General features: G+C 70.4%; 22 protein-coding genes. 15 read left to right on the top strand and 7 right to left on the bottom strand.

Annotated elements, in window-relative coordinates; all coding sequences use genetic code 11:
- Window positions 1-100: 100 nt before the first annotated feature.
- Together ASH02_RS27150 and ASH02_RS20940 are read left to right on the top strand one after the other, a co-directional pair.
- Complete coding sequence (locus ASH02_RS27150) at window positions 101-445, top strand: sterol carrier family protein (protein WP_056682873.1); 345 nt, start codon at window positions 101-103, stop codon at window positions 443-445.
- Between the two features lie 66 nt (window positions 446-511).
- A complete protein-coding gene (locus tag ASH02_RS20940) occupies window positions 512-1,735 on the top strand; it encodes a pyridoxal phosphate-dependent aminotransferase (protein ID WP_056891789.1) in 1,224 nt (407 codons plus the stop codon).
- Window positions 1,736-1,751: 16 nt separating this feature from the next.
- On the opposite strand, the gene ASH02_RS20935 is transcribed toward ASH02_RS20940, so the two are convergent.
- From ASH02_RS20935 to ASH02_RS20925, 3 genes are read right to left on the bottom strand one after another with little or no spacing between them, the layout of a single operon-like run.
- On the bottom strand, window positions 1,752-2,576 hold the full coding sequence (locus ASH02_RS20935; protein WP_057295395.1) for an SDR family oxidoreductase: 825 nt from the start codon (window positions 2,574-2,576) through the stop codon (window positions 1,752-1,754).
- Window positions 2,573-3,706: a hypothetical protein gene (locus ASH02_RS20930; protein ID WP_056682863.1), complete on the bottom strand. Its 1,134-nt coding sequence runs from the start codon at window positions 3,704-3,706 to the stop codon at window positions 2,573-2,575. The genes ASH02_RS20935 and ASH02_RS20930 overlap by 4 nt, the downstream gene beginning before the upstream one ends.
- Window positions 3,707-3,766: 60 nt before the next feature.
- Window positions 3,767-4,801: an AraC family transcriptional regulator gene (locus ASH02_RS20925; protein WP_056685059.1), complete on the bottom strand. Its 1,035-nt coding sequence runs from the start codon at window positions 4,799-4,801 to the stop codon at window positions 3,767-3,769.
- Window positions 4,802-4,909: 108 nt separating this feature from the next.
- Between ASH02_RS20925 and ASH02_RS20920 the strand changes: the two genes are divergently transcribed.
- From ASH02_RS20920 to ASH02_RS20885, 8 genes are all read left to right on the top strand, one after another.
- Window positions 4,910-5,917: an iron ABC transporter substrate-binding protein gene (locus ASH02_RS20920; protein WP_056682860.1), complete on the top strand. Its 1,008-nt coding sequence runs from the start codon at window positions 4,910-4,912 to the stop codon at window positions 5,915-5,917.
- Window positions 5,917-7,494, top strand: a complete 1,578-nt coding sequence (locus ASH02_RS20915; protein WP_082563852.1) for an ABC transporter permease — start codon at window positions 5,917-5,919, stop codon at window positions 7,492-7,494. The genes ASH02_RS20920 and ASH02_RS20915 overlap by 1 nt, the downstream gene beginning before the upstream one ends.
- Complete coding sequence (locus tag ASH02_RS20910) at window positions 7,491-8,519, top strand: ABC transporter ATP-binding protein (RefSeq protein WP_056682858.1); 1,029 nt, start codon at window positions 7,491-7,493, stop codon at window positions 8,517-8,519. The genes ASH02_RS20915 and ASH02_RS20910 overlap by 4 nt, the downstream gene beginning before the upstream one ends.
- On the top strand, window positions 8,516-11,113 hold the full coding sequence (locus ASH02_RS20905; RefSeq protein WP_082620966.1) for an AMP-binding protein: 2,598 nt from the start codon (window positions 8,516-8,518) through the stop codon (window positions 11,111-11,113). The genes ASH02_RS20910 and ASH02_RS20905 overlap by 4 nt, the downstream gene beginning before the upstream one ends.
- 152 nt (window positions 11,114-11,265) lie before the next feature.
- The gene (locus tag ASH02_RS20900; protein WP_235530157.1) at window positions 11,266-12,069 is read left to right on the top strand and encodes an alkaline phosphatase family protein; all 804 of its coding nucleotides are present in this window, start codon (window positions 11,266-11,268) and stop codon (window positions 12,067-12,069) included.
- 66 nt (window positions 12,070-12,135) lie between these two features.
- Window positions 12,136-13,488 carry a dipeptidase gene (locus ASH02_RS20895; RefSeq protein ID WP_056682853.1) on the top strand — a complete coding sequence of 451 codons (1,353 nt, stop codon included), beginning with the start codon at window positions 12,136-12,138 and terminating at the stop codon, window positions 13,486-13,488.
- Between the two features lie 185 nt (window positions 13,489-13,673).
- Window positions 13,674-16,001: a molybdopterin cofactor-binding domain-containing protein gene (locus tag ASH02_RS20890; protein WP_056682850.1), complete on the top strand. Its 2,328-nt coding sequence runs from the start codon at window positions 13,674-13,676 to the stop codon at window positions 15,999-16,001.
- A 14-nt stretch (window positions 16,002-16,015) separates the two neighbouring features.
- Window positions 16,016-16,510: a (2Fe-2S)-binding protein gene (locus ASH02_RS20885; RefSeq protein WP_056682847.1), complete on the top strand. Its 495-nt coding sequence runs from the start codon at window positions 16,016-16,018 to the stop codon at window positions 16,508-16,510.
- A gap of 15 nt (window positions 16,511-16,525) precedes the next feature.
- Here ASH02_RS20885 and ASH02_RS20880 read toward each other — a convergent pair whose 3' ends face one another.
- A complete protein-coding gene (locus ASH02_RS20880) occupies window positions 16,526-18,328 on the bottom strand; it encodes a sensor histidine kinase (protein WP_057295394.1) in 1,803 nt (600 codons plus the stop codon).
- A gap of 129 nt (window positions 18,329-18,457) precedes the next feature.
- Here ASH02_RS20880 and purF point away from each other — a divergent pair, with 129 nt between their 5' ends.
- The 3 genes from purF (at window position 18,458) to ASH02_RS20865 (ending at window position 21,498) form a co-directional block, all read left to right on the top strand.
- Window positions 18,458-20,032, top strand: a complete 1,575-nt coding sequence (gene purF / locus ASH02_RS20875) for an amidophosphoribosyltransferase (protein ID WP_056685053.1) — start codon at window positions 18,458-18,460, stop codon at window positions 20,030-20,032.
- A 30-nt stretch (window positions 20,033-20,062) separates the two neighbouring features.
- On the top strand, window positions 20,063-21,151 hold the full coding sequence (gene purM / locus ASH02_RS20870) for a phosphoribosylformylglycinamidine cyclo-ligase (protein WP_056682841.1): 1,089 nt from the start codon (window positions 20,063-20,065) through the stop codon (window positions 21,149-21,151).
- Window positions 21,152-21,306: 155 nt separating this feature from the next.
- A complete protein-coding gene (locus tag ASH02_RS20865; protein WP_056682838.1) occupies window positions 21,307-21,498 on the top strand; it encodes a DUF3073 domain-containing protein in 192 nt (63 codons plus the stop codon).
- Window positions 21,499-21,566: 68 nt separating this feature from the next.
- Here the strand turns inward: ASH02_RS20865 and ASH02_RS20860 are convergent, their stop codons facing one another.
- Entirely contained in the window at window positions 21,567-22,640 is a 1,074-nt protein-coding gene (locus ASH02_RS20860; RefSeq protein ID WP_056682836.1) for a Glu/Leu/Phe/Val dehydrogenase dimerization domain-containing protein, read from the bottom strand.
- Window positions 22,641-22,847: 207 nt separating this feature from the next.
- Between ASH02_RS20860 and ASH02_RS20855 the strand changes: the two genes are divergently transcribed.
- Complete coding sequence (locus ASH02_RS20855; protein ID WP_056682834.1) at window positions 22,848-23,042, top strand: BldC family transcriptional regulator; 195 nt, start codon at window positions 22,848-22,850, stop codon at window positions 23,040-23,042.
- 3 nt (window positions 23,043-23,045) lie between these two features.
- On the opposite strand, the gene ASH02_RS20850 is transcribed toward ASH02_RS20855, so the two are convergent.
- Complete coding sequence (locus ASH02_RS20850) at window positions 23,046-24,077, bottom strand: serine/threonine-protein kinase (RefSeq protein WP_162262611.1); 1,032 nt, start codon at window positions 24,075-24,077, stop codon at window positions 23,046-23,048.
- A 49-nt stretch (window positions 24,078-24,126) separates the two neighbouring features.
- Here ASH02_RS20850 and ASH02_RS20845 point away from each other — a divergent pair, with 49 nt between their 5' ends.
- Entirely contained in the window at window positions 24,127-24,687 is a 561-nt protein-coding gene (locus ASH02_RS20845; protein WP_056891799.1) for an RNA polymerase sigma factor, read from the top strand.
- Here ASH02_RS20845 and ASH02_RS20840 read toward each other — a convergent pair whose 3' ends face one another.
- Window positions 24,688-25,818: a PT domain-containing protein gene (locus tag ASH02_RS20840; RefSeq protein ID WP_056891800.1), complete on the bottom strand. Its 1,131-nt coding sequence runs from the start codon at window positions 25,816-25,818 to the stop codon at window positions 24,688-24,690.
- Window positions 25,819-25,950 lie beyond the last annotated feature (132 nt).

Raw genomic sequence — 25,950 nt, 5'->3', positions numbered from 1 at the left:
AGAAGGCACGAACGGGATTTCCGTGTGCCGTGGATCACCCTGCCGGGAATGCCCATGCCTGTCGACACCTCCGCGGGGCCGGTGGCGGATACTGGACGACGTGGCTCACCGTTTCGCTCCGGCCGACCCCGACGCCGTCCGTGCCGCCCTCGCCGGTCGGCAGGGTTCCGACCTCCGGCTGCTCACCAAGCACTTCATGGCGCTGCTGCAGGAACGCGCGCCGGGCAACTCTGTCGAGGTCCGCGTGCCGCCGTACGCCGCGGTGCAGGTGATCCCGGGCGTCCGCCACACCCGCGGTACGCCGCCCGCCGTGGTCGAGCTCGACGCCGAGACGTGGATCGCCCTGGCCACCGGTGAGCTGGAGTTCGCGGCCGCCGAGCACGAGGGCCGGGTCCGCGCCAGCGGTGAGCGTGCCGACCTGTCGCCGTACCTCCCCCTGGGCTGAGGCTCGACCGAGCCCGCAACGCGAAACCCCCGCGACCTCGACACGGGTCGCCTGCGAGAATGCCGCATGCGCACCATCAGGCAGAGCCAGAAGCTGAAGAACGTCCGGTACGACGTCCGCGGGCCGATCCTCGTCGAGGCACAGCGGCTGGAGGCCCAGGGCCACCGGATCCTCAAGCTCAACATCGGCAACCCGGCACCGTTCGGGTTCGAGGCTCCGCAGGCCATCGTGGCCGACATGGTGCACCACCTGCCCGACGCGCAGGGCTACTCCGACTCGCGCGGCATCTTCTCGGCCCGCACCGCCGTCGCGCAGTACTACCAGAGCCGCGGCCTCCAGCACGCCCACGTCGACGACATCTTCATCGGCAACGGTGTCTCCGAGCTGATCTCGATGGTGCTGCAGGCGTTCATCGACGACGGCAACGAGATCCTGGTGCCGGCGCCCGACTACCCGCTGTGGACCGGTGCGGTCTCGCTCTCCGGCGGCACTCCCGTGCACTACCTGTGCGACGAGGAGAACGACTGGATGCCCGACCTCGAGGACATCGAGTCGAAGATCACCGAGAACACCCACGGCCTGGTGATCATCAACCCCAACAACCCGACCGGGGCGGTCTACAGCGAGGAGACCGTCAAGGCGCTGGTCGACATCGCGCGGCGCCACGACCTCGTCATCTTCAGCGACGAGATCTACGAGAAGATCCTGTTCAACGGGGCCACCCACCACCACACCGCGGCCTACACCGGCGACGACGTGCTGTGCCTGACCTTCAGCGGTCTGTCCAAGGCCTACCGGGTCTGTGGCTACCGGGCCGGCTGGTTGATGGTCTCGGGTCCCAAGCACCTTGCCGAGGACTTCCTCGAGGGGCTGACCCTGGTCGCCAACATGCGCATGTGCGCCAACGTGCCGGCCCAGCACGCGATCCAGACGGCGCTGGGCGGCTACCAGTCGATCGAGGAGTTCATCGGACCCGGCGGCCGCTTCTTCGAGCAGAGCATGCTGGCCCACAAGCTGCTCAACGAGATCCCCGGTGTCAGCTCGGTCGAGCCGAAGGGGGCGCTCTACTGCTTCCCGAAGCTCGACCCCGAGGTCTACCCGATCAAGGACGACGAGCAGTTCGTCATCGAGCTGCTCCGCGCCAAGCACATCCTGGTCACCCACGGCACCGGCTTCAACTGGCCGACGCCGGACCACTTCCGGCTGGTCACGCTCCCCGACGTACAGATGCTCGAGGAGGCGATCGGCCGGATCGCGGAGTTCCTGGCCGAGGTGCGCGCCAGCTCCTGAACCCTGCGGCAGGCGGTCAGTCGTCGATCGGGAGCCCCTTGCGCTGGAACTTCCTCTGCGCCCGTCGGCCCTGCTTGACCACCAGCGGTGCGGAGAGCAGGCCCAGGGCCGGCACCGCGTCGGCGGCCCTGGCGACCAGGCCGCGCCACAACGGGATCGTGGTGACGGGGTGTGGCTTGTCGAGCACCTTGGCGACCGCGGCCACCACCTCCTCGGGCCGGAGCAGCTTGCCGGAGAACGACAGCGCCGAGGCGGGGTCGTCGAGCTTGTCGTGCAGCATCGGCGTCCAGATCCCGTCGGGGCAGATGCAGGAGATCGCGACCTCCTTGATGCCGGCCAGGCGCAGGTCGGAGAGGGTGCTGAGGCTGAACCCGATGGCGGCGTGCTTGGACGCCGCGTAGACCGCCTCGCCCGGTACGGCGGTGAGGCCGGCCAGCGAGACGATGCTGACGATGTGGCCGCCCTCGTCGCGCATCGCGTCGATCGCGGCGACCGTGCCGTTGATGGTGCCCAGCGCGTTGACCTCGAGCATCAGCCGGCGGGTGTCGGCGCTCTGCTCCCACGCCGGCCCGGTGACCAGGACCCCGGCGTTGTTGACCCAGATCTCCAGTCGCCCTGCCCGGGCCACGATCGCGTCGCGGGCCGCCGCGACCTGCGCATCGTCGCGCACGTCGACGGCCATCGCGATCGCGCCGCCACCGATCTCCTCGGCGGTGGCCCGGGCGGTGGCCTCGTCGACGTCGGTGACCAGCACGGTGTGGCCACGCTCCACCAGCAGGCGGGCGATCTGCTTGCCGAGCCCGCGTCCCGCGCCGGTGACGACCGCGCCGGTGCCACTCATCGGTGACCCGCGGTGATCACGCCGTACTCGATGCCGCCGTGCAGGTAGGTGGGCACCACCGGCCAGAACCGCTTCCACGGCGCCAGCTCGGTGGACGGCAGGATCTGCAGCCAGCGCGGGTCGTCCTTGCACGGGTCGGCCAACGTCTTCTCCTTGACCATGGAGTCGTACTGGTCGAGGGAGTCCTCGAGCGTGTTGGCGTTCGGGCAGATCTCCCGGCCGAGCTGCTCGTGGTAGCGACGCACGCCCGGGATCTTCGACAGCTCGGGCTGCCAGTTGTCGAGCGAGATGCCGTTCTCCGAGGAGACCCAGACACCGTCGGGGGTGTTGATCACCAGGGAGTGGTTCCCGTCGGTGTGACCGGGGGTCCACAGCAGCGCGATGCCGTGGCCCAGCTCGACGTCGCCGTCGAAGGTGACGAACTTGTCGGGGTCGACGCCGCCCAGGCCGCCGTCGACGTACCAGGCCCACTGCATCGGGTGCAGCGACTGCAGGGTGGCCAGCTCGCGCGAGTGGACCAGCATCTTCGCGTCACCGAACAGCGGCTGCCGCGGGGCGGTCTCGTCCTCGATGACCTCGGTGGAGCCGAGGATCATGCGGGGGTCCTGCACGTGCAGGTGGTCGAAGGTGCAGAAGTCGATGTCGGTGGGCTCGAGACCGAGCTTGGCGAGAACGTCGCCGGGCTCGTTGTAGTACTTGAGGACGAGCTTCTCGGCCAGCCGGCCGCCGGGCACCTTGTCCATCATCTTCTGCAGGTTGCGGTAGAACGGCGCCTCGGCCGATCCGTCGGGCACGGTGGGCTCGAAGACGAGTGTGCGCGGCACGTCGTTCCAGTCGTCGTACTGCACCACGATCATCCGGTTGATCATCGAGATGAGCGGGAGGGTCGGCACGGACACGGCGTCGTGGAAGGCGTAGTTGACCGGGTACGGCGCGGCCGCGATGTCGACGGACTTCACCGCGCGGACCTGGCCCTGGGCCTTGAACCGTGCCTTGTACGCCGTGGCCGCCTCGCGCACGGCACGCAGGCGCTCGCCGCGGGGCCACACGTCGTGGACCCCGTCGAACTCCGGGATGGTGCGGGCGCCGATCCCGGTGAGCCGGTCGGACTGCTGCTGGACTGTTGCCATGGATGGCCTCCTCTTCGGTACGCCGAACAGGATGGGTCCCGCGACGGAGGAAAACTTGCCTCAGCGCGACAACTTCGACGGTTTGCCCGAGGCGGCCCGAGCTGCCCGGCGCAGCTCGCGCGGACTGGTGCCCGCCCAACGGCGTACGGCGTGGCTCAGGCCGGTCTGTGAGGCGAAGCCGGACATCGCCGCGATCTGGGCCAGGGGGAGGTCGGTGGTGGTGACGTGGCGCAGGGCCAGGTCGCGACGCACCTCGTCGAGCACCTCCTCGAACGTGGTGGACTCGTCGGCCAGCCGGCGCTGCAGCGTGCGCGGGTGGACGGCGAGCAGTCGGGCGACGTTGCCGAGCGCGGGCCGCGTGGTGCCGATGGTCTCGGCGAGCGCTCGTCGCACGTGTGTGGTGACCCGTTGCTCGGGATCGGTGTGCCGGCTGGTCAGGTGGTCGAGGGCGAGTTGGCGGATCGCCTCGTTGGCGCCCTCGAACTGCCGGTCCAGCAGCCTCCGCTCGACCCGGATGGCCCCTTGGGCAGCGCCGAACTTCACGTCCGTCCCGAAGAAGTCGAGGTAACGCTGCACGGGCGACTGCGGCGCGTGCGGCAGCTCGACCGAACGCACCCCGGCGCTCGAGCCGATCAGGGCGAGTGCGACGTGGTGGAAGAGGCCCAGGCCGAGCTCCATGGCCTGCGGCGAGTACGGCGAGTCCCGCAGGTCCTTGCGATAGGTCAGCGCGATCACCTCCCGACGACCGCGGGGGTCGGGCTCGATGCCGATCCGCAGGGCGGGGCTGTGCACGAACAGGAACCGCGAGGCGCAGTCCAGGGCCTCGGCGACCGTCGAGGAGGCCTCGATGGCCACGGCCAGCGGTCCGAGGATGCTCAGGTCCTGGTGGTCGACCAGGCGCAGTCCCAGGTCGGGGCAGCGGAGCTCGCGGGCCGCGACGTCGAGCATCAGGTCGTGCGCGGTGATCGGGACGAGGCCGTCGTCGGAGGCCAGGGCCTCGCGCGGGATGTCGAAGCGATCGAGGAGCTCGTCGGGGTCGCCACCGAGTCCGGTCACGAGGGCAGCGAAGCCGCGCAGGCTGGCCGCCCGGATCATCGGTGCCACGGGCCCGACCCTACGCACGCCACGAGACGAACACATCACATTGCGGACAAAGCGATTCCCTACAATAAGGTAAGCCGAACCTTAGTCGATTGGAACGCCATGTCGCCCCGCCTCGTCGCCGCCGCCGTACCCCTGCTCCTGCTGAGCGGCCTGCTCAGCGCCTGCAGCGAGGACGACGGACCCTCGATCACCGTCTACAACGCGCAGCACGAGGAGCTCCTCGAGGAGCTCGTGCCGATCTTCGAGAAGGAGACCGGCATCGACGTGAAGCTGCGCAACGGCAAGGACTTCGAGCTGGCCAACCAGATCGTGACCGAGGGGGAGGCCTCGCCGGCCGACGTGTTCCTCACCGAGAACTCCCCGGCGATGTCGCTGGTCGAGTCCGAAGGCCTGTTCTCGCCCCTTCCGGCCGACACCCTCGCCCTGACCCCGAAGCAGTTCCGCCCGGTCAGCGGCAACTGGACCGGCTTCGCGGCCCGTTCCACCGTGGTGATGTACAACAAGGACGACATCGCTCCCGAGGACCTGCCGACGAGCATCCTCGACTTCGCCGACCCGAAGTGGAAGGGCAAGGTCTCCTTCTCGCCGACCGGTGCCGACTTCCAGGCCATCGTCTCCGCAGTGCTCGAGCTCAAGGGCGAGGACGCCACCAAGGAATGGCTCGTGGGCCTGGCCGAGAACGGCGAGGTCTACGACGGCAACAACATCGTGATGCAGTCGGTCAACGACGGCGAGACGCCGACCGGCATCGCCTACCACTACTACTGGTACCGCGACCAGAAGGAGTCCGGCGAGAACAGCGCCAACACCGAGCTCTACTTCTTCGGCAACCAGGACCCGGGCGCCTTCGTGAGCGTCTCCGGCGCCGGCGTCCTGAAGTCCAGCGACAAGCAGGAGGACGCCCAGGAGTTCGTGAAGTTCCTGGTCGACAAGACCGGCCAGCAGGCCCTGGCCGACAGCTACGCGCTGGAGTACCCGCTCAACCCGGCGGCGGAGCTCGAGCCCCTGGTCAAGCCGTTCGGCGAGCTGGAGCCGCCCACGGTCGAGGTCTCGAAGCTCAATGGGCCCAAGGTCATCGAGCTGATGCAGGGCGCCGGGCTGATCTGATGACCACCACCGTCGATCCGCCGCGCACGTCGCGGCGGGTGCATGACGGGGCACCCGTGGCGCTCCTGCTCATCGGAGTCGCCGTCGCACTGTTCGCGCTGATCCCGCTTCTCCACGTCGTGCAGTACGCCGCCACGGTGGACCCCGACACAGCCAGGGAGCAGCTGTTCCGCCCACGGATCGGCATGTTGCTGCGCAACACCCTCGGCCTGATGGTCGCCTGCGTCGCGACCAGCGTCGTGGTCTCCGTCGCCTGCGCCTGGCTCGTGGTCCGGACCGATCTTCCGCTGGCCGGCCTGTGGCACGTGCTCCTGACCGCGCCACTCGCCGTACCCGCCTTCGTCAACGGCTTCGGCTGGGTCTCGCTGACCCACTCGGTCGAGGGCTTCGGCGGCGCAGTGATGATCGTGACGCTGTCCTACTTCCCCTTCGTCTACCTGCCGGTCTGCGCTGCGCTGCGCGGCCTCGATCCCTCCCACGAGGAGATCGCCGCCTCCGTGGGCCTGACCCGGGCTGCCACGTTCCTGCGGGTCGTGATGCCGCAGCTGCGCCCGGCGATCCTGGGTGGCTCGCTCCTGGTGGCACTGCACATGTTCTCCGAGTTCGGCGCCCTGAAGACGCTTCGGTTCCCGACCTTCACCACCGCGATCTACGACCAGTTCAACACCACGTTCAACGGCCCCGCCGCCCACCTGTCGTCCGCCCTGCTGGTGCTGCTGTGCCTCGTCGTGCTGCTGGTCGAGCTGCGGCTTCGCGGCCGACGGCGCTATGCGCGCACGAGCAGCGGCAGCCCGCGCACCGCCGACCGGGCAGGTCTCGGTCGGCTGCGGTGGCCGGCCCTGGCGGTGCCCGCCGCGGTGACCTGCCTCGCCCTGGGCGTGCCGATCTACAGCCTCGTCCACTGGATGCAGGTCGGCTCCTCGACCGGCAACGGGCTCGACCAGCTGGTGCCCACCGCGGTGACGACCGTGTCGTACGCCGCCGCGGGTGCGCTGCTGTCGGTCGTCCTGGCGCTGCCCGTCGGCCTGCTCGTCGTACGCCACCCGTCGCTGGCCGGCACCCTGGTCGAGCGCAGCACCTACACCGCCAACGCGCTTCCCGGAATCGTGGTCGCACTGGCGTTGATCACGGTCACCATCGAATACGCCACAGGCCTCTACCAGACCGCGATCGTGCTCGTGGCGGCCTACCTCATCATGTTCATGTCGCGGGCCGTGGTCAGTGTGCGCGCCTCGCTGGAGCAGGCGCCGCCGGTCCTGGAGAGCGTCGCCCGGTCCCTCGGCGTGAGCGGGCTGGCCACCACGTGGCGGGTCACCGTCCCGATCGTGATGCCCGGCATCGGCGCCGGCGCCGCCCTGGTCTTCATCGCCATCTCCACCGAGCTGACCGCCACACTGCTCCTCGCGCCGCTGGAGACCAAGACCCTGGCCACCGAGTTCTGGTCGCAGTCCTCGGCCCTCGCGTACGGCGCCGCGGCGCCGTACGCCCTGCTGATGATCGTGATCTCGATGCCGGCGGTCTACCTCCTGAGCCGTACGACGCAGGGGCAGCGCCCCGGAAGGTCGGTCCTGCCATGAGCGTCCTCGACGTACGCGGGCTCACCCGCAGCTTCGGACCCGTCCGGGCCCTGGACGGGGTCGACCTGACCATCGCGGACGGCGAGGTGCTGGCCGTGCTCGGCCCCTCGGGCTGCGGCAAGACCACCCTGTTGCGCACCATCGCCGGGTTCATGCCGGGTGACACCGGCGAGGTCATCCTCGACGATCGACCGGTGCTGGTCGACGGCAGGTCGAAGGTCGCGACCCGCCACCGCAACGTCGGCTACGTCCCGCAGGAGGGGGCGCTCTTCCCGCACCTCGACGTGGCCGCCAACATCACCTTCGGGCTGGACCGCCCTGAACGCCGCAGGGCCGACATCGGGGAGCTGCTCGAGCTGCTCGACCTCGACCCGTCGCTCGCCCGGCGCTCGCCGCACGAGCTCTCCGGCGGCCAGCAGCAGCGCGTCGCGGTGGCCCGCGCCCTGGCCCGCAAGCCCTCCCTGCTGCTCCTCGACGAGCCGTTCTCCTCCCTCGACGCGTCACTGCGTGAGGCCACCGGTCGCGCCGTCGTCCGCGCCGTCCGGGCCACCGGGGCGGCCGCCCTGCTGGTCACGCACGACCAGAACGAGGCCTTGTCGCTGGCCGACGTGGTCGCCGTCATGTCCGCGGGGCGCGTGGTCCAGGTGGGCGCACCCCTGGAGGTCTACGGCCGCCCGGCCACGCCGTTCGTGGCCTCCTTCGTCGGCAGCGGGTCGGTCCTCCCGGCCACGATCACCGACGGCGTGGCCGACTCCGTGATCGGCCGCTTCCCGGTGTCGGGGCAGGCCGCCGGCGACGTCGACCTCTTCGTGCGCCCGGAGCAGGTGCGCCTCGACGAGGCCGGCGAGGTCGAGGCGACGGTCGCCGGGTTCGACTTCTACGGTCACGACGCCTGCCTCCACCTGTCGGTCGGCGACCACCACGAGGTGCTCTGTCGGGTCAGGGGTGATCGCGTGCCGGGCGAGGGGCAGCGGGTCCGGATCAGCGTCGACGGCGCGGCCACGGTCTTCGAGCGTGCGACGTGACGATCACCGGCTCCGGCCCGTCCCCTCTGCGTCATCCGTTCGGCGACCTCGCCCGGTTCCGCGACCGGGCCGCCCTGGTCACCGCCGACGGGCAGGTCACCTACACCGAGCTGGCGGACCGGGTGGCCGTGCGGGCGGAGGCCTGGCTCGACTGCCGACGGCTGGTGCTGCTCAGCGGCGCCAACACCGTCGACTTCGTGGTGTCCTACCTCGCGGCGCTCGCTGCCGGCTGCCCGGTGGCCGTCGTCCCGGGGGCCGAGGGCCACCTCGCCGCGGTGATCCGCGCGTGGGACCCCGACATCGTCGTGCGCTGCGCGCCTGAGGGCGGGGCGGTCGACGACGTACGCCGAGCCGGCAGCACGCACCACCTGCACCCCGACCTGGCCCTGCTGCTCTCGACCTCCGGGTCGACCGGCTCGCCGAAGCTGGTGCGCCTCTCGCAGGACAACCTGACCAGCAACGCGGCGAGCATCGCCGACTACCTGGGCCTCACCGACGCCGACTGCGGCATCACCAGCCTGCCGTTGCACTACTGCTACGGCCTCTCGGTCCTGCACAGCCACCTCAGCGTCGGGGTAGCCGTCGCGCTCACCGAGACCTCGGTGGTCGACCGCTGCTTCTGGGAGCTGTTCGAGCAGGCCGGTGTCACCGGACTCTCCGGGGTGCCGCACACCTTCGACCTGCTCGACCACACCGGCTTCGCCGACCGGCCCCTGCCCCGCCTGCGCTACGTCACCCAGGCCGGCGGCAAGCTGGCGGCCGAGCGGGTGCGCGGCTACCACCGCACGGGCCGTCGCTCCGGCTGGGACTTCTACGTGATGTACGGCCAGACCGAGGCCACCGCGCGCATGGCCTACCTGCCCCCGGACCTCGCCGAGGAGTGGCCGCAGGCGATGGGCCGTGCCGTCCCGGGTGGCTCGCTCCGGCTCGAACCCGTCGAGGGCGCGGGCGGCGACGTCGGCGAGCTGGTCTACGCCGGACCCAACGTGATGATGGGGTACGCCGAGCACCCCCGCGACCTGGCCCTCGACGCGATGCCCGGTGAGCTGCGCACCGGCGACCTGGCCCGCGAGCTGCCGCACGGCCTGTTCGAGGTGGTCGGTCGCAGCAGTCGCTTCACCAAGGTCTTCGGACTCCGGGTCAACCTCGACGACGTCGAGGCGCACCTCGCGGGCCACGGCATCACCGCGCGTTGCGTGGGGGTCGAGGGCAGCATCGACGTGTTCGTCACCCGTCGCCGCGACCTGCGGCCGGCCCGCGAGCTGGCCGCGGGCCTGTGCGCCGTACCGACCTGGGTGGTGAGCGCGCACCGGCTCGCGGAGCTGCCCCGCACGCCCAGTGGCAAGCCCGACTACCCGCGCCTCGGCGCGCTGGCCGCGGTGTCCCGTGGCCACGAGCCGGCCCCGCAGGGGGTGGACGTCGCCGACCTGTGCGACCTCTATGCCCGCGTGCTGGACCGCGACGACGTGACCGCCAACGACAGCTTCGCGGGCCTGGGCGCCGACTCCCTGTCGTTCGTCGAGATGTCGGTGCGCCTGGGGGAGCGGGTCGACCCGCTGCCGTCCGACTGGCACACCCTGCCGATTCGTGAGATCGCCGCCGGCGCCGCGCACCGGAGTCGCTGGGGCACCTCGCTCGACACCACCGTCCTGCTGCGGGCCGTCTCGACCGTGTTGATCGTCGGCTCGCACGTCGAGCTCTTCGACCTGACCGGCGGCGCCCACCTGCTGCTGATCCTGGCCGGCTACAACCTGGCCCGCTTCCACCTCGGCGCCGGTGCGAGCGCCACGACATCCGCCCGCATGTGGTGGGCGATGGTGGCAGTCCTGGTGCCCAGCGTGCTGTGGATCGGCGCCGTGACGTTGCTCTTCGGCGACTACGACCTGAGCACGGTGACGTTCCTGAACTGGGCGTTCGGCTCCGACACGTGGGACGACCGGTGGCGGTTCTGGTTCCTCGAGTGCCTGGTGTGGATCCTCGCGGGGGTGGCGGTTCTCTTCGCGTCTCCGCGAGTACGCCGACTCGAGGCCCGGAGCCCCTTCGGCTTCGCACTGGGCGTCTTCGCTGCGGCCATGGCGCTGCGCCTCATGCTCACCGGCTGGACCGCCGACGACATCGACCACTACCTGACGCCGTACCTGCTCTGGCTCTTCGCCCTCGGCTGGTTGGCCGCCCGGGCCACGACGCTGCAGCAGCGGCTGCTGGTCAGCCTGCTCGGCGTGATCGCGGTGGTCGACTTCTTCGGTGAACCCTCACGAGAACGCGTGATCTGGGTCGGTCTGCTGATCGCACTGTGGATCCCGGCAGTGCGGTTGCCACGGGCCGTGGCCTGGCTGGTCGGCGTGCTGGCCACCAGCTCGCTCGCGGTCTACCTGACGCACTGGCAGGTCTACCCCCACCTCGAGGTCGACCACCCGTGGCTGGCGCTCTTCGCCTCGCTCGCGGTCGGGGTGACGTACCACTCCGCCACCAAGCCCCTCGTGGAGTCCGCCCGTCGTGTCCGGCGCGCCCAGCGGCGGGTCCCGACCGTGCCGATTCCCGCACCTGGTTCGTCGACCGGGCATACCGTGGGAGCCAGCACTCGAACGACCTGAAGGGCGGCGTCCGCATGAGGTCGTGCTCCCGACACACCAAGGCCCTGATCGCCGCCTGCCTGACCATGGGGGTCCTGGCGGGGTGCGCGGACGAGGCCGGGACCCCGGTCGACGGGGGCCCGCCACGCCCCCCTGCGTCGCAGGACGGGGCCGTGAGCGCGCCGGTGACCAAGGTCCTCGTCGTGATCGAGGAGAACCACACCCTGGACCAGATGCACGCCGGAATGCCCTACCTGGCCTCACTGGCCGACCAGTACGGCTACGCCACTCATTGGAGGGCCCGGGCGCATCCGAGCGAGCCCAACTACCTCGCCATCGTCGGCGGGTCGACGTTCGGAGTCACCGACGACGCAACCCCGTCCGTCAACGCCCGCAGGGTGGGGCAGGCGCAGTCGATCTTCGGGCAGGCCCTGGCAGCCGGGAAGTCGGCGCACACGTACGCCGAGTCGATGCCCGAGAACTGTCATCAGTGGGACCACCCGGAGAAGTCCGTCGGGAAACCGTCGTACGCCGCGCGGCACAACCCGTGGGTCTACTTCACCGCGGAGCGCGCGCAGTGTCTGGAGGATGACACCGACCTGAGCACCTTCGCTGCCGACGCCGCGAGTGACACCCTCCCCGACATCGGACTCCTGATCCCCGACCTGACCCACGACGCCCACGATGCGTCCCTGACCGAGGCGGACGCCTGGCTGGAGCGACAGCTGGCCCCGGTGCTCGCCGGTGACGACTTCAGGAGCGGCCGGCTCGCCGTCGTGGTGACCGCCGACGAGGACGACCGCTTGCAGGACAACACGGTGCTCACCGCGGTGCTGCACGTCGGCCTGACCCACAAGGTGGTCGACACACCCCTGACGCACTACTCCCTGACCCGGTTCATGGCGGAGGTCATCGGTGTCGAGCCCCTCGGCGAGGGTCGTGGCGCTCCGGACATGCGCGCGGCGTTCGGACTCTGAGCGGCTGCCCGACCATCGCGACCTGCGCCGCGACGCCTGGTCGGCCGCGCCGCTAAGGTGCTCGGCATGACCACGATCGACACCATTCGTACCCGTCTCACCGAGTTGATGCCCGCGATCCGGGCCGATCTCGAAGACCTCGTCCGCATCGAGTCCGTGAGCGCCGACCCGGCCCGTGCTGCCGAGGTGCAGCGCAGCGCGGAGAAGACCCGCGACCTGTTCGCCGCCGAGGGCTTCGAGGCCGAGATCCTCAGCGCCGACGGAGGGGCTCCTGCAGTCGTGGCCACCAAGGCCGCGCAGACCGGTGACGCCGCCGCCGCGAAGACCGTGCTGCTCTACGCCCACCACGACGTACAACCGGAGAACGACCACGCCGAGTGGAACACCCCGCCGTTCGAGCCGACCGAGGTGGGCGACCGCCTCTACGGTCGCGGTGCAGCCGACGACAAGGCCGGCATTGCCGCACACCTGGCCGCGCTGCGCGTGCTCGGTGACGAGCTGCCGGTCAACGTCGTCGTCTTCGTCGAGGGCGAGGAGGAGGTCGGCTCCGACTCGCTGCCGGCCTTCCTCGAGGAGTACAAGCACCGCCTCGAGGCGGACGTCATCGTGATCGCCGACTCCGGCAACTGGGACATCGGCGTGCCGGCGCTGACCACCAGCCTGCGCGGCCTGGTCCGCGTCGACATCGAGATCCGCACCCTCACCCACGCCGTACACTCCGGCATGTGGGGCGGGCTGGTCCCCGACTCCCTGATCGCGCTCAGCCGGGTGATCGCCTCCCTGCACGACGACGAGGGCAACGTCGCCGTCGAGGGCCTGTACGCCGGCCCGGCGGCCGACGTCGACTACCCCGAGGACCGCCTGCGTGCCGAGTCGGGCGCGGTGCCCGGCATCGAGTGGATCGGCAGCGGCAGCGCCGTCGAGCGCCTCTGGACCAAGCCCGCGCTGAGCATCACCGGACTCGACGCGCCCAAGGTCGACGGTGCCAGCAACACACTCGTCGCCGCCGCCCGCGCGAAGATCTCGCTGCGCGTCGCACCCGGCGACACCACGACCAATGCGCTGGAGTGCCTGCGCGCGCACGTCGAGAAGAACGTGCCGTGGGGCGCCGAGCTCACCTTCACCGTCGTCGACACCGGCGAGGCCACCCAGATCGATGCCACCGGCCCGGCGTACGACGTGGCCCGCGACGCGTTCCAGCAGGCCTGGGACGGCACCGCCCCGGTCGACATGGGCGTCGGCGGGTCGATCCCGTTCATCGCCGCGTTCCTCGAGGCTTTCCCGCAGGCCAGCGTGCTGGTGACCGGCGTCGAGGACCCCGACACCCGGGCCCACGGCGCCAACGAGGGCTTGCACCTGGCCGAGTTCGAGCGGGTCTGCGTGGCCGAGGCGCTGCTGCTGGGCAACCTCGGAGGCTGACCCGGCCGAGCCCCCGGGCCACGTTTGGTCGGGCACATTTGTTACACGAGAAGTGACCTGGTGTCACGCCCTGTCAGAGTCTGAGATGGGGGGTGGCGCCAGCCGCCGCACTCGGGCACTGTCGAGTGCGGAGAGGGAGCGTGTGGTCCCAGCGCAATCGGGACAGCTCTCGGAGGTGGCTCAACGTGCTCGACCCCCAGTCCCTGCCTGCCCCGGCACTTGCCCGTCACGACGTCGGCCGGCGTCGATTCCTCGGTTACGTCATCGGTGGCACCACGCTGATGGCGGCTGTCGACCTCGGCCTGCTCGCTGACCCGGCCCGGGCCGACATCCCGACCCTGCCGCAGCCGGCCGAGTTGTACGACCTCAACGACCTGCTCACACATGCGGCCATGCCGACCGCGAACCTCATCACCGTCACGATGAACGAGGACGGAACGGCGTCGTTCGCGCTGCCTCGCGCCGAGGTCGGCCAGGGCATCACCACGTCGACCGCGATGATCATCGCCGAGGAGCTCGACCTCCCGGTCGACAAGGTGCACGTGACCCTCGCGCCGGCCCGGCCCGAGCTCCTCTTCAACCAGCTCACCGGCGGTTCGAACACCACCATCTCGACGTACACCCCGATCCGGGTCGCCGCCGCGATCGCGAAGAAGCAGCTCCTCGAGGCGGCCGCGATCCTGCTCGGCTCGACCGTGGGCAGCCTGGTCGCCAAGGCCGGCGTCATCGAGGCCCCCGACGGCAGTACGGCGACGTACGGCGAGCTGGCCACGAAGGCGGCCAGTCCCACCACGAAGAAGGTGAGCGTCACGCTCAAGGCCGACGCCGAGTTCGCGGTGGTCGGCACCCCGCAGAACCGCGTCGACGCCCTGGCCGCGGTCACCGGCACCAAGGAGTACACGACGGACCTCCAGGTCGCCGACGCCCTGCCGACCATGGTCTGCCGGGCGCCCACCCTGAACGGCACGCCGCTCGCAGTGCGCAACAAGGCCGACGTGCTGGCGCTGCCGGGGGTCACAGACGTGGTGATGATCGACACCGGTGTGGCCGTGCGGGCAGAGACGTTCGGCCAGTGCATCGACGGGGTGCGTGCGCTCGACGTGCGCTGGCTCGACGGGCCGGCCGCCGGTCAGTCCGACGCCGACGCGCTGGCCCACATGAAGAAGGCGGAGCTGCCGATGCCGGCACTGCCGAAGAACCCGTTGGCGCGGACGGTCTCGGCCGACTTCACCTTCTGGTTCCGCAGCAACTCCGCGATGGACACCAACTCTGCGGTCGCCGACGTACGACCCGACGGAGCGACGATCTGGGCCGGCCTGAAGTCGCCGGTGATCGCCCAGCAGGCCATCGCCGAGGAGCTCGGCCTGCCCCAGGACAAGGTGACCGTCAACGTCGTGCAGTCCGGCGGCTCCTTCGGCCGACGCCTGTTCTTCGACGCGGCCATGGAGGCCGCGAAGATCTCGAAGGCGATGGGCAAGCCGGTCAAGCTGATGTGGCACCGCGCCGACGACGCCCGCGCCGGCCGCGCCCACCCGCTGTGCACGTCGCGGGTGCGGGCCAGCCTGCTCGGCAACGAGGTGCTCGCCTTCCACCAGTCGCACACGAGTGTCGAGACCGACTACCGGCACGGGCTCGGCGAGCTGATCACCGCCAACCTGGCCGCCCTGCCGACCAACCTGGGCAACCTCGGCTTCGCCGAGACGATCTTCGTGCTCACCCAGGAGGTGCCCTACAACTTCGGTGTCGTGCTGCAGACGCTGGCCGAGACCGACCAGCGCTTCAACACCGGCAGCATGCGCAACATCTACTCGCCCGACGTGCGCTGCGCCAACGAGCTGATGGTCGACATGCTGGCCAAGGAGGTCGGCAAGGACCCCTACGCGTTCCGGCGCAAGCTGCTGCGCAACAACCGGGTGCGCGCCGTGCTCGACAAGGTCGCCGAGGTTGGCCAGTGGGGACGCAGCATGCCGGCCGGCACCGCCCAGGGCATCGCCATCCACAAGGAGTACAAGGGCGCCAGCGCCTGCCTGGTCGAGATCGACGCCCGCCCCGAGACCGTGAACCGCGAGGTGCGCGACGCGGTGACCGGGCCGCGGGTGACCAAGGTGACCTTCGCCATCGATGTCGGGCTGGCGATCAACCCGCGCGGCCTCGAGGCCCAGATGCAGGGCTGCATCAACGACGGCATCGCCCTGGCCCTCACCTCCAGCCTGCACCTGCGCGACGGGCACTTCATGGAGGCCAGCTGGGACAACTACTTCTACACGCGGCAGTGGAACACCCCGCCCGAGGTGGAGGTGATCGTGATGCCCTCGACGTCCGAGGAGCCCGGCGGTGCCGGCGAGGCAGGGGTCGCGGCCACGTTCGCGGCGGTCGCCTGCGCCTATGCCCGCGCGACAGGCACCGTGCCGAAGGAGTTCCCGATCAACCACCACCAGATCTCCTTCGAGGAGAAGACCCGCATCCCACCCGTGCCCGAGTCGCCCGTCGACGGCCTCGACCACACCTACTGAAACGAGGAGCTGTCATGCCTGAACAGACCTTCATCCTCAACGGCGAATCGGTCACGGTCGAGGTCGAGGACGACGTACGCCTCCTGTGGGTGCTGCGCGACCTGCTCGGTGTCACCGGCCCGAAGTACGGCTGCGGCATCAACGTGTGCAAGGCCTGTACGTCGCACATCAACGGCCGCGCGTTCAACCCGTGCTCGGTGCCGGTCGGAGCGGTCAAGGAGACCGATGAGGTGACCACCATCGAGGGGTTGCCGGCGACCGCGGCCGAGGACCAGCGCGGCGAGCACGGCCTGCACCCGATGCAGGAGGCGTGGCTGGAGCGGGACGTCGCGCAGTGCGGCTACTGCCAGCCCGGCCAGATCATGGCCGCGGTGGCTGTGGTGAACCGGGCCCGCCGGGAGGACCGGGCGGTCACCGACGCCGATCTCGACGGCATCCGCAACATCTGCCGGTGCGGCACCTACACCCGCATCCGCGAGGCGATCCGCGCGGGTGAACAGCAGATGTAGGGCACGGCCACGGGCTCAGGCGCGGGGCAGCGTCACCGTGAACGTGCTGCCTTCGCCGAGCACCGAGTCGACCTCGATGCGGCCGCGGTGGCGTTGCACGATGCGTTGCACGATGGCCAGGCCGAGGCCGGTTCCGGGCTGGGCGAGTGCCTCGGGGTTGGTCGAGCGGAAGAACTCGCCGAACAGGTTGGCCTGGTCGGCCTCGGAGATGCCGAGCCCGTCGTCGCTCACCGCGAGCGTCACCGAGTCGGCGTCCGCGCCGAGGGTGATCCTGACCGAGCCGCCGTCGTGGGAGTACTTCACCGCGTTGCTGACCAGGTTGCTGCACAACCGGTCGAGCTCGGCGGACTCCCCGGCGGCGACCACGTGCTCCTGCGCCACCACGTCGATCCTGAGGTTCCGGCGGGCCGCCTCGAGGCCGACCAGCTCGACCGCACTGGCGACCAGCGTGCGCAGGTCGACCGGCAGCGGCGAGACCGGTCGGGCCGGGTCGCCCACCCTCGACAGCGTGAGCAGGTCGACGACGAGGCCCTCGAGCCGCCGGGCGTTGCGTTCGACGACGTTGAGCTGGCGCCTCGTGTCGGGCCCGACCTGCGCGTCCTCGAGCAGCTCGAGGTAGCCGAGGATCCCGGTCAGCGGCGTGCGCAGCTCGTGCGAGACCGTCGCGATCAGGCGGCTCTTGTAGCTGTCGAGGGCCCGGACCTCCTCGAGCACCTTGCGCTCGCGCTCGAAGGTGCGGGCATTGAACATGGCTCGCCCGAGGTCCTGGCTGATCTCGCGGGCCCAGCGGGCGTCGGAGCGTCGCCACTCGCGGGATCCCGGGTTGCGGACCAGCACCAGCAGGCCGAGGCACTCCTCCCCGGCGCCGAGGGAGACCAGAAGGGCGGTGGCCACGTTGATCGACTCGAAGTAGCGCAGGGTGCTCTCGAAGACGGCCGGGTCGATGCCCGTGGCGGCCGGGCGTTCCCGGGAGATGACGATGACCCGCTGTGCCGCCCAGGCTGCCCGGGCGGCGCTGTGTGCGGCATCGACGAGCTCGGGCGGCAGCACGACCTCACGGTCGTCGGTGGAGTAGATCGCGTCGGCGCCCCTCCCGAAGTTGTCGAAGGCGTGCAGCCACATGCCCTCCGCGCGGAACCCGTCGATGATCTCGGGTTGCGAGGCCTCGATGAGCTGGTCGAGCGAGAGCTGCCCGCTCGCGACGCGCACGATGTTGCGTGCGGCGGCGGCCAGGCGCAGCTCCTCCGCGGCACGTTCGCGTTCGAGCAGGGCGCCCACCACGCGCGAGGACACGTCGACGTACCGCCTCAGGAGCGACTGCTGCCGCGGCCCCGGGCGCAGCCCGCCGACCGGCAGGTCGACGGTGAGTACGCCGCGCACCTCACCGTCCTCGTCGAGCAGCGGGGCGAAGAGCATGTCAAGGGGATGCCAGGCGTCCTCGTGCTCCAGCGGCGTGAAGGTCGGCACCCACCCCATGTCGTCCTCGCGGCCGAGGACGTACTCGTGGGGCACGAAGCGCAGGGTGCCCCACGCCACCGAGTCGGCGATGTCCTTCTCGAGCTCGGAGATCGGCCGGGTCAGGCCCAGGAGCTCGCGTTCGGCCTCGGAGTTGCCGGCGACGGCCACGATCTCGAGGTGTCCGGCGTCCCTCAGCACGGAGAGGGCCGCGACGCCGAAGCCGGCCACCTCGCAGACCCCGTCGGCGAGCACCCGGAGCGAGTCGGCGAGCAGCTGGGCCGACCAGGCGCCGGACAGAATCCGGTCGAAGCCGTGCAGGAACGCGGCATCTTCGTCGGTCTCTTCGATGTTCTCTGGCATGGGGTCCCCCTGCAGCCACCATATTCGGGTCGCGTCGCCCGCACGAACTCCGACGCCGCCACACTCCGGGCGATTCTGCGCGCGTGCCGGTCGGCACCTAGACTGGGGGCCGTGGCCCAGCACAGCAACATGCGCAAGGGTGGCGACGGTCGTCTCACCATGGCCCTCGACCCCCAGGACCAAGGTCCCCAGGACGCCTGCGGCGTCTTCGGAGTCTGGGCCCCAGGTGAAGACGTCGCGAAGCTCACCTACTACGGCATCTTCGCGCTCCAGCACCGCGGCCAGGAGTCGGCCGGCATCGCGGTCAGCAACGGGCGCCAGATCCTGGTCTACAAGGACATGGGCCTGGTCTCGCAGGTGTTCGACGAGTCGACGCTCGAGGCGCTCAAGGGCTTCCTCGCGATCGGCCACTGCCGCTACTCGACCACCGGCGCGAGCACCTGGACCAACGCGCAGCCGACCTTCCAGCCGACCGCCCACGGCTCGATCGCCCTGGCCCACAACGGCAACCTGACCAACACCGCCGACCTGGCCCGCCAGGTCGGCGACCTCGCCGCGCTCGACGGTGAGCTCGACCTGCACGTGCACAAGTCCGAGGCCTCCACCAACGACACCAGCGTGGTCACCGCACTCCTGGCGCACCACCCCGACAGCACCGTCGAGGAGAAGGCGATGGAGCTGCTGCCGCAGGTGCGCGGCGCGTTCTGCTTCGTCTGGATGGACGAGAACACCCTCTACGCCGCCCGCGACCCGCAGGGCATCCGCCCGTTGGTGCTGGGCCGGCTCGAGCGCGGCTGGGTGGTCGCCTCCGAGACCGCGGCGCTCGACATCGTCGGTGCCTCGTTCATCCGGGAGGTCGAGCCCGGCGAGATGGTGATCATCGACGAGGACGGCCTGCGTTCGCGACAGTTCGCCGAGCCGGCGCCCAAGCACTGCCTCTTCGAGTTCGTCTACCTCGCCCGCCCCGACACCTTGATGACCGGCCGCCGGGTGCACAGTGTGCGCGTCGAGATCGGCCGCCGCCTGGCCCGGGAGTTCCCGGCCGAGGCCGACCTGGTCATTCCCGTACCCGAGTCCGGAACCCCGTCTGCGATCGGGTTCGCCGAGGAGTCCGGCATTCCCTACGGCGTCGGCCTGGTCAAGAACTCCTACGTCGGCCGCACGTTCATCCAGCCCAGCCAGACCATCCGGCAGCTCGGCATCCGGCTCAAGCTGAACCCCCTGCGCGACATCATCGAGGGCAAGCGGCTCGTGGTGGTCGACGACTCGATCGTGCGCGGCAACACCCAGCGTGCGCTGGTGCGGATGCTGCGAGAGGCCGGGGCCAAGGAGGTGCACGTCCGCATCTCCAGTCCGCCGGTGAAGTGGCCGTGCTTCTACGGCATCGACTTCGCCACCCGCGCGGAGCTGATCGCCAACGGCCTCTCGACCGACGAGATCCGCCGCTCCATCGACGCCGACTCCCTGGCCTACATCGGGCTCGACGAGCTCGTCGAGGCCACCCAGGTGCCGATGGACCACCTGTGCCGGGCCTGCTTCGACGGCGTCTACCCGGTGGCCCTGCCCGACCCCGAACACCTCGGCAAGGGCCTGCTCGAGCCGTCAACGCTGCCGATCACTGCCCAGGGACGCCTGATCGAGGCCGACGGCCTGGCCACCTCGCTCGCCGGTGGCGGGGCCGCGGACGCCCTCGACCGTCCCTGACCGACCAGACCACGAGAACAAGGAACCGAAGTGACCCAGCCCCCCACCGAGTCACCTGTCGAGTCGCCCGCCGGCAACGCCTACGCCCAGGCCGGCGTCTCCATCGAAGCGGCTGACCGTGCGATCGACCTCATGAAGGGCTGGGTCGAGAAGGCCCGTCGTCCCGAGATGATCGGCGGCCTCGGTGGCTTCGCCGGGCTCTTCGACGCCTCCGCACTCAAGAACTACGAGCGTCCGCTGCTGGCCACCTCCACCGACGGTGTCGGCACCAAGGTCGCCATCGCCCAGGCCATGGACAAGCACGACACGATCGGCTTCGACCTGGTCGGCATGGTCGTCGACGACCTGGTCGTCTGCGGTGCCGAGCCCTTGTTCATGACCGACTACATCGCCACCGGCCGTGTCGTCCCCGAGCGCATCGCGGCCATCGTCAAGGGCATCGCCGAGGCCTGTGTGGAGGCCGGCTGCGCGCTGGTCGGCGGCGAGACCGCCGAGCACCCCGGCCTGCTGGCCCCCGACGAGTACGACGTCGCCGGAGCGACCACCGGCGTGGTCGAGGCCGACAGGCTGCTCGGCCCCGGTCGCGTGCGTCCCGGTGACGCGGTCATCGCGATGGAGGCCTCAGGTCTGCACTCCAACGGCTACTCGCTGGTGCGCCACGTCCTGCTCAACACTGCCGGATGGCAGCTCGACCGCCACGTCGACGAGCTCGGCCGGGCGCTGGGCGAGGAGCTCCTCGAGCCCACCCGCATCTACGCCAAGGCGTGCCTCGCGCTCGCCGACGAGACCGAGACCCACGCGATGTCGCACGTCACCGGTGGCGGCCTGGCCGCCAACCTGGCCCGGGTCATGCCCGAAGAGCTCAACGCCACGCTCGACCGCTCCACGTGGACCCCGCAGCCGATCTTCGACGTCGTACGCCGGGTGGGCAACGTGCCGCAGGCCGACCTCGAGCAGACCCTGAACTGCGGCGTCGGGATGGTCTCGCTGACCGCCCCCGACGACGCCGACAAGGCCATCGAGGTGCTGGGCAGGTTCGGCATCCGGGCCTGGGTGGCCGGCTCGGTGAGCGCCGGAAATGGGTCCGTCGAGCTGGTCGGTCAGCACTCCGGCTGGTGATTTCCGCGGGTTCGTGACGATTTAGCGGACCTGCATGTGCGGGAACACCCATCGCTCAGGTAGCGTTGTCCTCACGAGAAATAGACCAGATAGTCCGGGAGTCTCGGCGTAGCCCGCCGTGCATTCCCGGCCAAGCGCGCGAAGGGGTCGATCCTATGGGACGCGGCCGGGCCAAGGCCAAGCAGACCAAGGTCGCACGCGACCTGAAGTACCGCACTCACGAGACGGACTTCGGGGCGCTCGCCCAGGAACTGCACGGAAGCACTGCCGAGAGTGACCAGCAGAAGCCGGACTCGAAGCAGGACGACGAGTACGACGACTGGTCGTCCGACTCGCGACCCGACTGACGCGATCGCCCTGGGTTGAGTGCTCAGGTGGCCGCCCTGGCAACCACCTGAGCAATCAACCGTTGCGTTCAGTTCAGCCAGAGGCCGCGCAGGCGGCCCACGTCGCGCATGCGCCGTTCGGCGAGCCGGTCCGCCGCGATGGCGGGCGGCACGCCGTCGGCCTTCGCGGTCTCGAAGACCGCGCGGGTGGTGTCGAGGATGCCGCTGGCGCGCTGTTGGGCGCGCTCGAAGACGAAGCCCTCGAGCTCGTCGGCGACCTGGATCAGTCCGCCGGCGTTCACGCAGTAGTCGGGGGCGTAGAGGATGCCGCGGTCGGCGAGCGCCTTCTCGACCCCTGAGTGGGCGAGCTGGTTGTTCGCGGCGCCGCAGATCACCTTCGCCGACAGCGTCTCGACGACCTCGTCGGTGATCGCGCCACCCAGTGCGCACGGTGCGTAGACGTCGAGCTGTGAGGCGACCAAAGCCTCGGTGGAGTCGACCACGCTGACCGCGGGCAGCTCGTCGCGGATCCGCTCGATCGCGGGCTGCCACACGTCGGTGACGACCACCGAGGCCCCGTCGTCGACCAGGTGGCGGGCCAGGTGGTGGCCGACCTTGCCGACGCCGGCGATGCCGACGGTGCGCCCGCCGAGGGTGGGCTCGCCCCACGTCGCCTCGGCCGCTGCCCGCATGCCCTGGAAGACGCCGTACGCCGTGAGCACGGAGGAGTCGCCGGCACCGCCGTGGGCGACGGTGCGACCCGTGACGTAGGAGCACTCGCGGGCGATCTCGTCCATGTCGACGCTGAACGTGCCGACGTCGCAGGCCGTGTAGTAGCGGCCGTTGAGCGACTCCACGAACCGGCCGTAGGCGCGCAGCAGGGCCTCGCCCTTGATCGCGTTCGGGTCGCCGATGATGACGGCCTTGCCGCCGCCGAGGTCGAGCCCGGCCAGGGCGGCCTTGTAGGACATCCCGCGGGAGAGGTTCAGCACGTCGGAGAGGGCGTCCGCGGTGGTGGCGTAGGGGTAGAAACGGGTGCCGCCGAGGGCCGGGCCGAGGGCGGTCGAGTGGACGGCGATGATGGCCTTGAGTCCGCTGGGCTCGTCGTGGCAGAAGACGACTTGCTCGTGCTCGGTCTCGAACACGTCGGGTGTGGGGGTCACGGATGGCGACCTTTCTGTGCGTGGCTCCGCGGGGGTGGTGCGGTGCCGTGGGTGTCGTGACCGGCGAGGGTGACGCTGGTCTCGTTCCACTGTATTGAATGCCGCACCCCACGGGGAAACCACGGGGCGCGCCGTCCGCTTGGGGCAGACGCTTGGCTATGGCAAACTCTGGGGAGAACCCGGACATTTCACATCGAAAGAGGATTCATGAACTCCCCCCAGTCGGACGCTGAGAACCTGCTCACGCCGTCCGAGGTCGCTGCCCTGTTCCGTGTGGACCCCAAGACCGTGACCCGGTGGGCGAAGGCCGGCAAGATCGGCTCGATCCGCACCCTGGGCGGTCACCGCCGCTTCCGCGAGTCCGAGGTCATGGAGCTTCTCGGCGCCGACAACGACGGCTGAGCCTCACTCCACCAGTCGGGTGAGACCGTAGGCCACGCCGAACGTGGCCACCAGCACGATCAGGCACGTCACGAGCAACACCCAGCCGCGCATCGACGAGCCCGCACGGTAGGCGTCTGGTGGCTGGGGCAGCGGTTCCGGCGTCGATGCGGCCGACCGGGCGGGCAGCGGGGCTGCCGCGGGCACGAACGGCGTACGCCGGACCGTGGTCTGGTCCGAGAGCGCCGTGCGCAGGGCCGTGGCGAACGTGCCGACGTCGGGCCAACGGTCGTCGGGCTCCGTGGCCAGGGCCCGGGACAGCACGCTGTCGACCGCTGGCGGCAGGGGCGCGAGGGTCGAGGCCGCCACCGGCGGCTTGGCGTCGATCAGCGACCCGATGCCGCCTTCGCGGGCCAGCTTCCCGGTGAGCATCTGGTAGGCCACGGCGCCCAGGGCGTGCACGTCGGCGCGGGTGTCGAGCGGGGCGCCGGTGGCCTGTTCGGGCGCCATGTACGCCGGGGTGCCGACCACCTGGGTCAGTCCGCTGGCGTGCAGCATCGCCTTGGCCACGCCCAGGTCGGCGACCAGGAGCTTCGTGCCCCCCGACGAGGACAGGGGAGTGCCGCGTGAGCTGAGCAGCAGATTGTGCGGCTTGATGTCGCGGTGGATCACGCCGTGTCCGTGCAGCACGGACAACCCGGCGGCGGCCTGGTCGACGAGGTCGACGGTCTGGTCGACCGGCAGGGGGCGCCCGGGCTCGAGCAGGGTGGCCAGCGAGCCGCGGTCGGCGTACGACATCACGAAGTAGGGCGTGCCGTCGGCCTCGCCGATGTCGTAGACCCGCACCACGTGGTCGGAGTCGGCGCGGCGCAGGATGCGCGCCTCCTCGAGGAAGCGGTCGCGTACGTCGTAGCGTTGTGCCCAGTTCTCGGCGAGTGCCTTGACGGCGACGTCGGAGTCGAGCTCGTCGTCGTGGTAGAGCCAGACGGTGGCGAACCCACCGACCCCGATGCGGTCCACCCGCTGGAGTCGACCGAGAAGCTCTGGCAGGGACACGATGGGTATTGTGCCGCACGAAGCATCCGGGAGCCTTCAGGGGGAACGCATGTCCAGTGTCACGACCGAACCGCCCGACCTCGAGGAGCTGGCCGCCCGTGCGGCGGCCGGTGACCGCGAGGCACTCGAGGACCTGCTGGCCGCGATCCAGCCGCGGGTACGCCGCATCTGCGGCCGCATGCTGCTCTATCCGGAGGACGCCGAGGAGGCAGCCCAGGACGTCCTGATGCTGGTCGCCACCAAGATCAGCACGTTCGGCGGGCGCAGCAAGTTCACCACCTGGCTGCACGCGGTGGCCTCGAACAGTGCGCGGTCGACGTACCGCAGCCTCAAGCGCCGGGCCTCCGAACGGCCCACCGACGAGATGCCGGTGCACGCCGACCCGCGCACCACCAGCGTGATCGCCGGCAGCCGGCTCGACCTGCTCGAGGCGCTCGAGGTGCTCGGTTCGACCCACCCCGAGCTGGTCGAGCCGCTGGTGCTGCGCGACGTGCAGGAGCTCGACTACAACGAGATCGCGCGCCTGCTCGACACCCCGCTGGGCACGATCAAGTCACGCATCCACGCCGCCCGCAACGCGGTCCGCCCCCTGCTGCGCACCCACGAGTGATCAGCCGGGCGAACCGAGCACGACGGCCTGGTCGGAGTCGACCTCGGTCTCGCAGCCGCCGCTGAGGGAGCACCGGTAGATCACGCCACCGTTCATGTCAGTGTCCTGGTAGCCGGTGACGAAGACGCTGTCGTTGGTGGCCCACTCGGCGTGCTCCGCGAACTCGGGCGCCTTGACAGACCCGCTCTTCCTGCCGTTGCGGGCGTCGAGGATCTCGAACCGGGTGGGTCCGAAGCCCTCGGTGTCGTCCGGGATCCCCAGGATCCTCAGTCCGTCCGGGCTGAACAGCGGCAGCATGCCCCAAGGACGGACGTCGCAGTTGCGCCACAGTGGCGCCTCGGTGAAGAGCGAGCCGCCCTTGAGGCAGGCGGGGTCCCGGTCGTCGAACCCGGCCACGATGTTGCGCTGCGGAGCCGTCCCGACGGCGTGCATGCCGTCCATCAGCTCCAGCTTGGCGTTCTCGTAGAGGTTCCAGCCGACGAGCTTGACCGACTGGTCGGTGTTGCGCCAGGCCGTCACCACGAGGTCGCCGACACCGAAAGACGCGCCCCCGTCAGGGGTCCCGTCGACCTTCATGTCCATCGCCTGGATGATCTTGCCGGACCGGGCGTCCCGGACCTCGTAGCGCGAGGACTCGTCGAACTGGGCGACGATCGAGTCGCCGTCCGTGTTGACGTCGTACGCACCGAAGAACGAGCCGATCTCGGTGGTCTCGCCGTCCGGGTCGACGAACGTGGCGTCGTACGACGGCTCCTGGTCGCTGGTCCCCTCGACGACCAGCCATCCGCCGGCGACCCGGTGCAGGCCGGCCACGTCGCCCAGCCTGAACCCCGAGACCAGCACTTCGGTGTCACCGTCGTGGATGGTCCCGCCCTGCATGTAGAGCAGGTCGCCCTGCCCGGTCGCCGGCTGGTCGTTCGGGCTGTCGGTCGCCGTGGAGGAAGGCTTCGTGGACGGCTCCTTCGTCGGCTTGCCGGTCGAGCCGGTCGACGGCGAGGTCGGCTCGCCGGTGCTGTCGTCGGCGGCCCCGCCGGTGCCCTTGCCGTCGAGGGGTCCGGTGGCGGCGTACGTGCCGCCGACGATGCCGATCACGGCGGCCGAGGCGATGGCCATTGCGGCGGTGCGGTTCATGGTCGTCCCTGTCTGGTCGGGGTGGGTGGCGGGTAGATGGGCCGGTGGGGAGGCGGGTAGATCAGCCGGTGGGGAGGCGGGTAGATCAGCCGGTGGGAGGCGGGTAGATGGGCCGGTGGGGAGGCGGGTAGA

It is taken from the genome of Nocardioides sp. Soil796 (assembly GCF_001429525.1).
Classification (GTDB): Bacteria; Actinomycetota; Actinomycetes; order Propionibacteriales; family Nocardioidaceae; genus Nocardioides.
The sequence above is the reverse complement of the archived record's forward strand: the minus strand, read 5'-3'. Positions and strand labels throughout refer to the sequence as shown.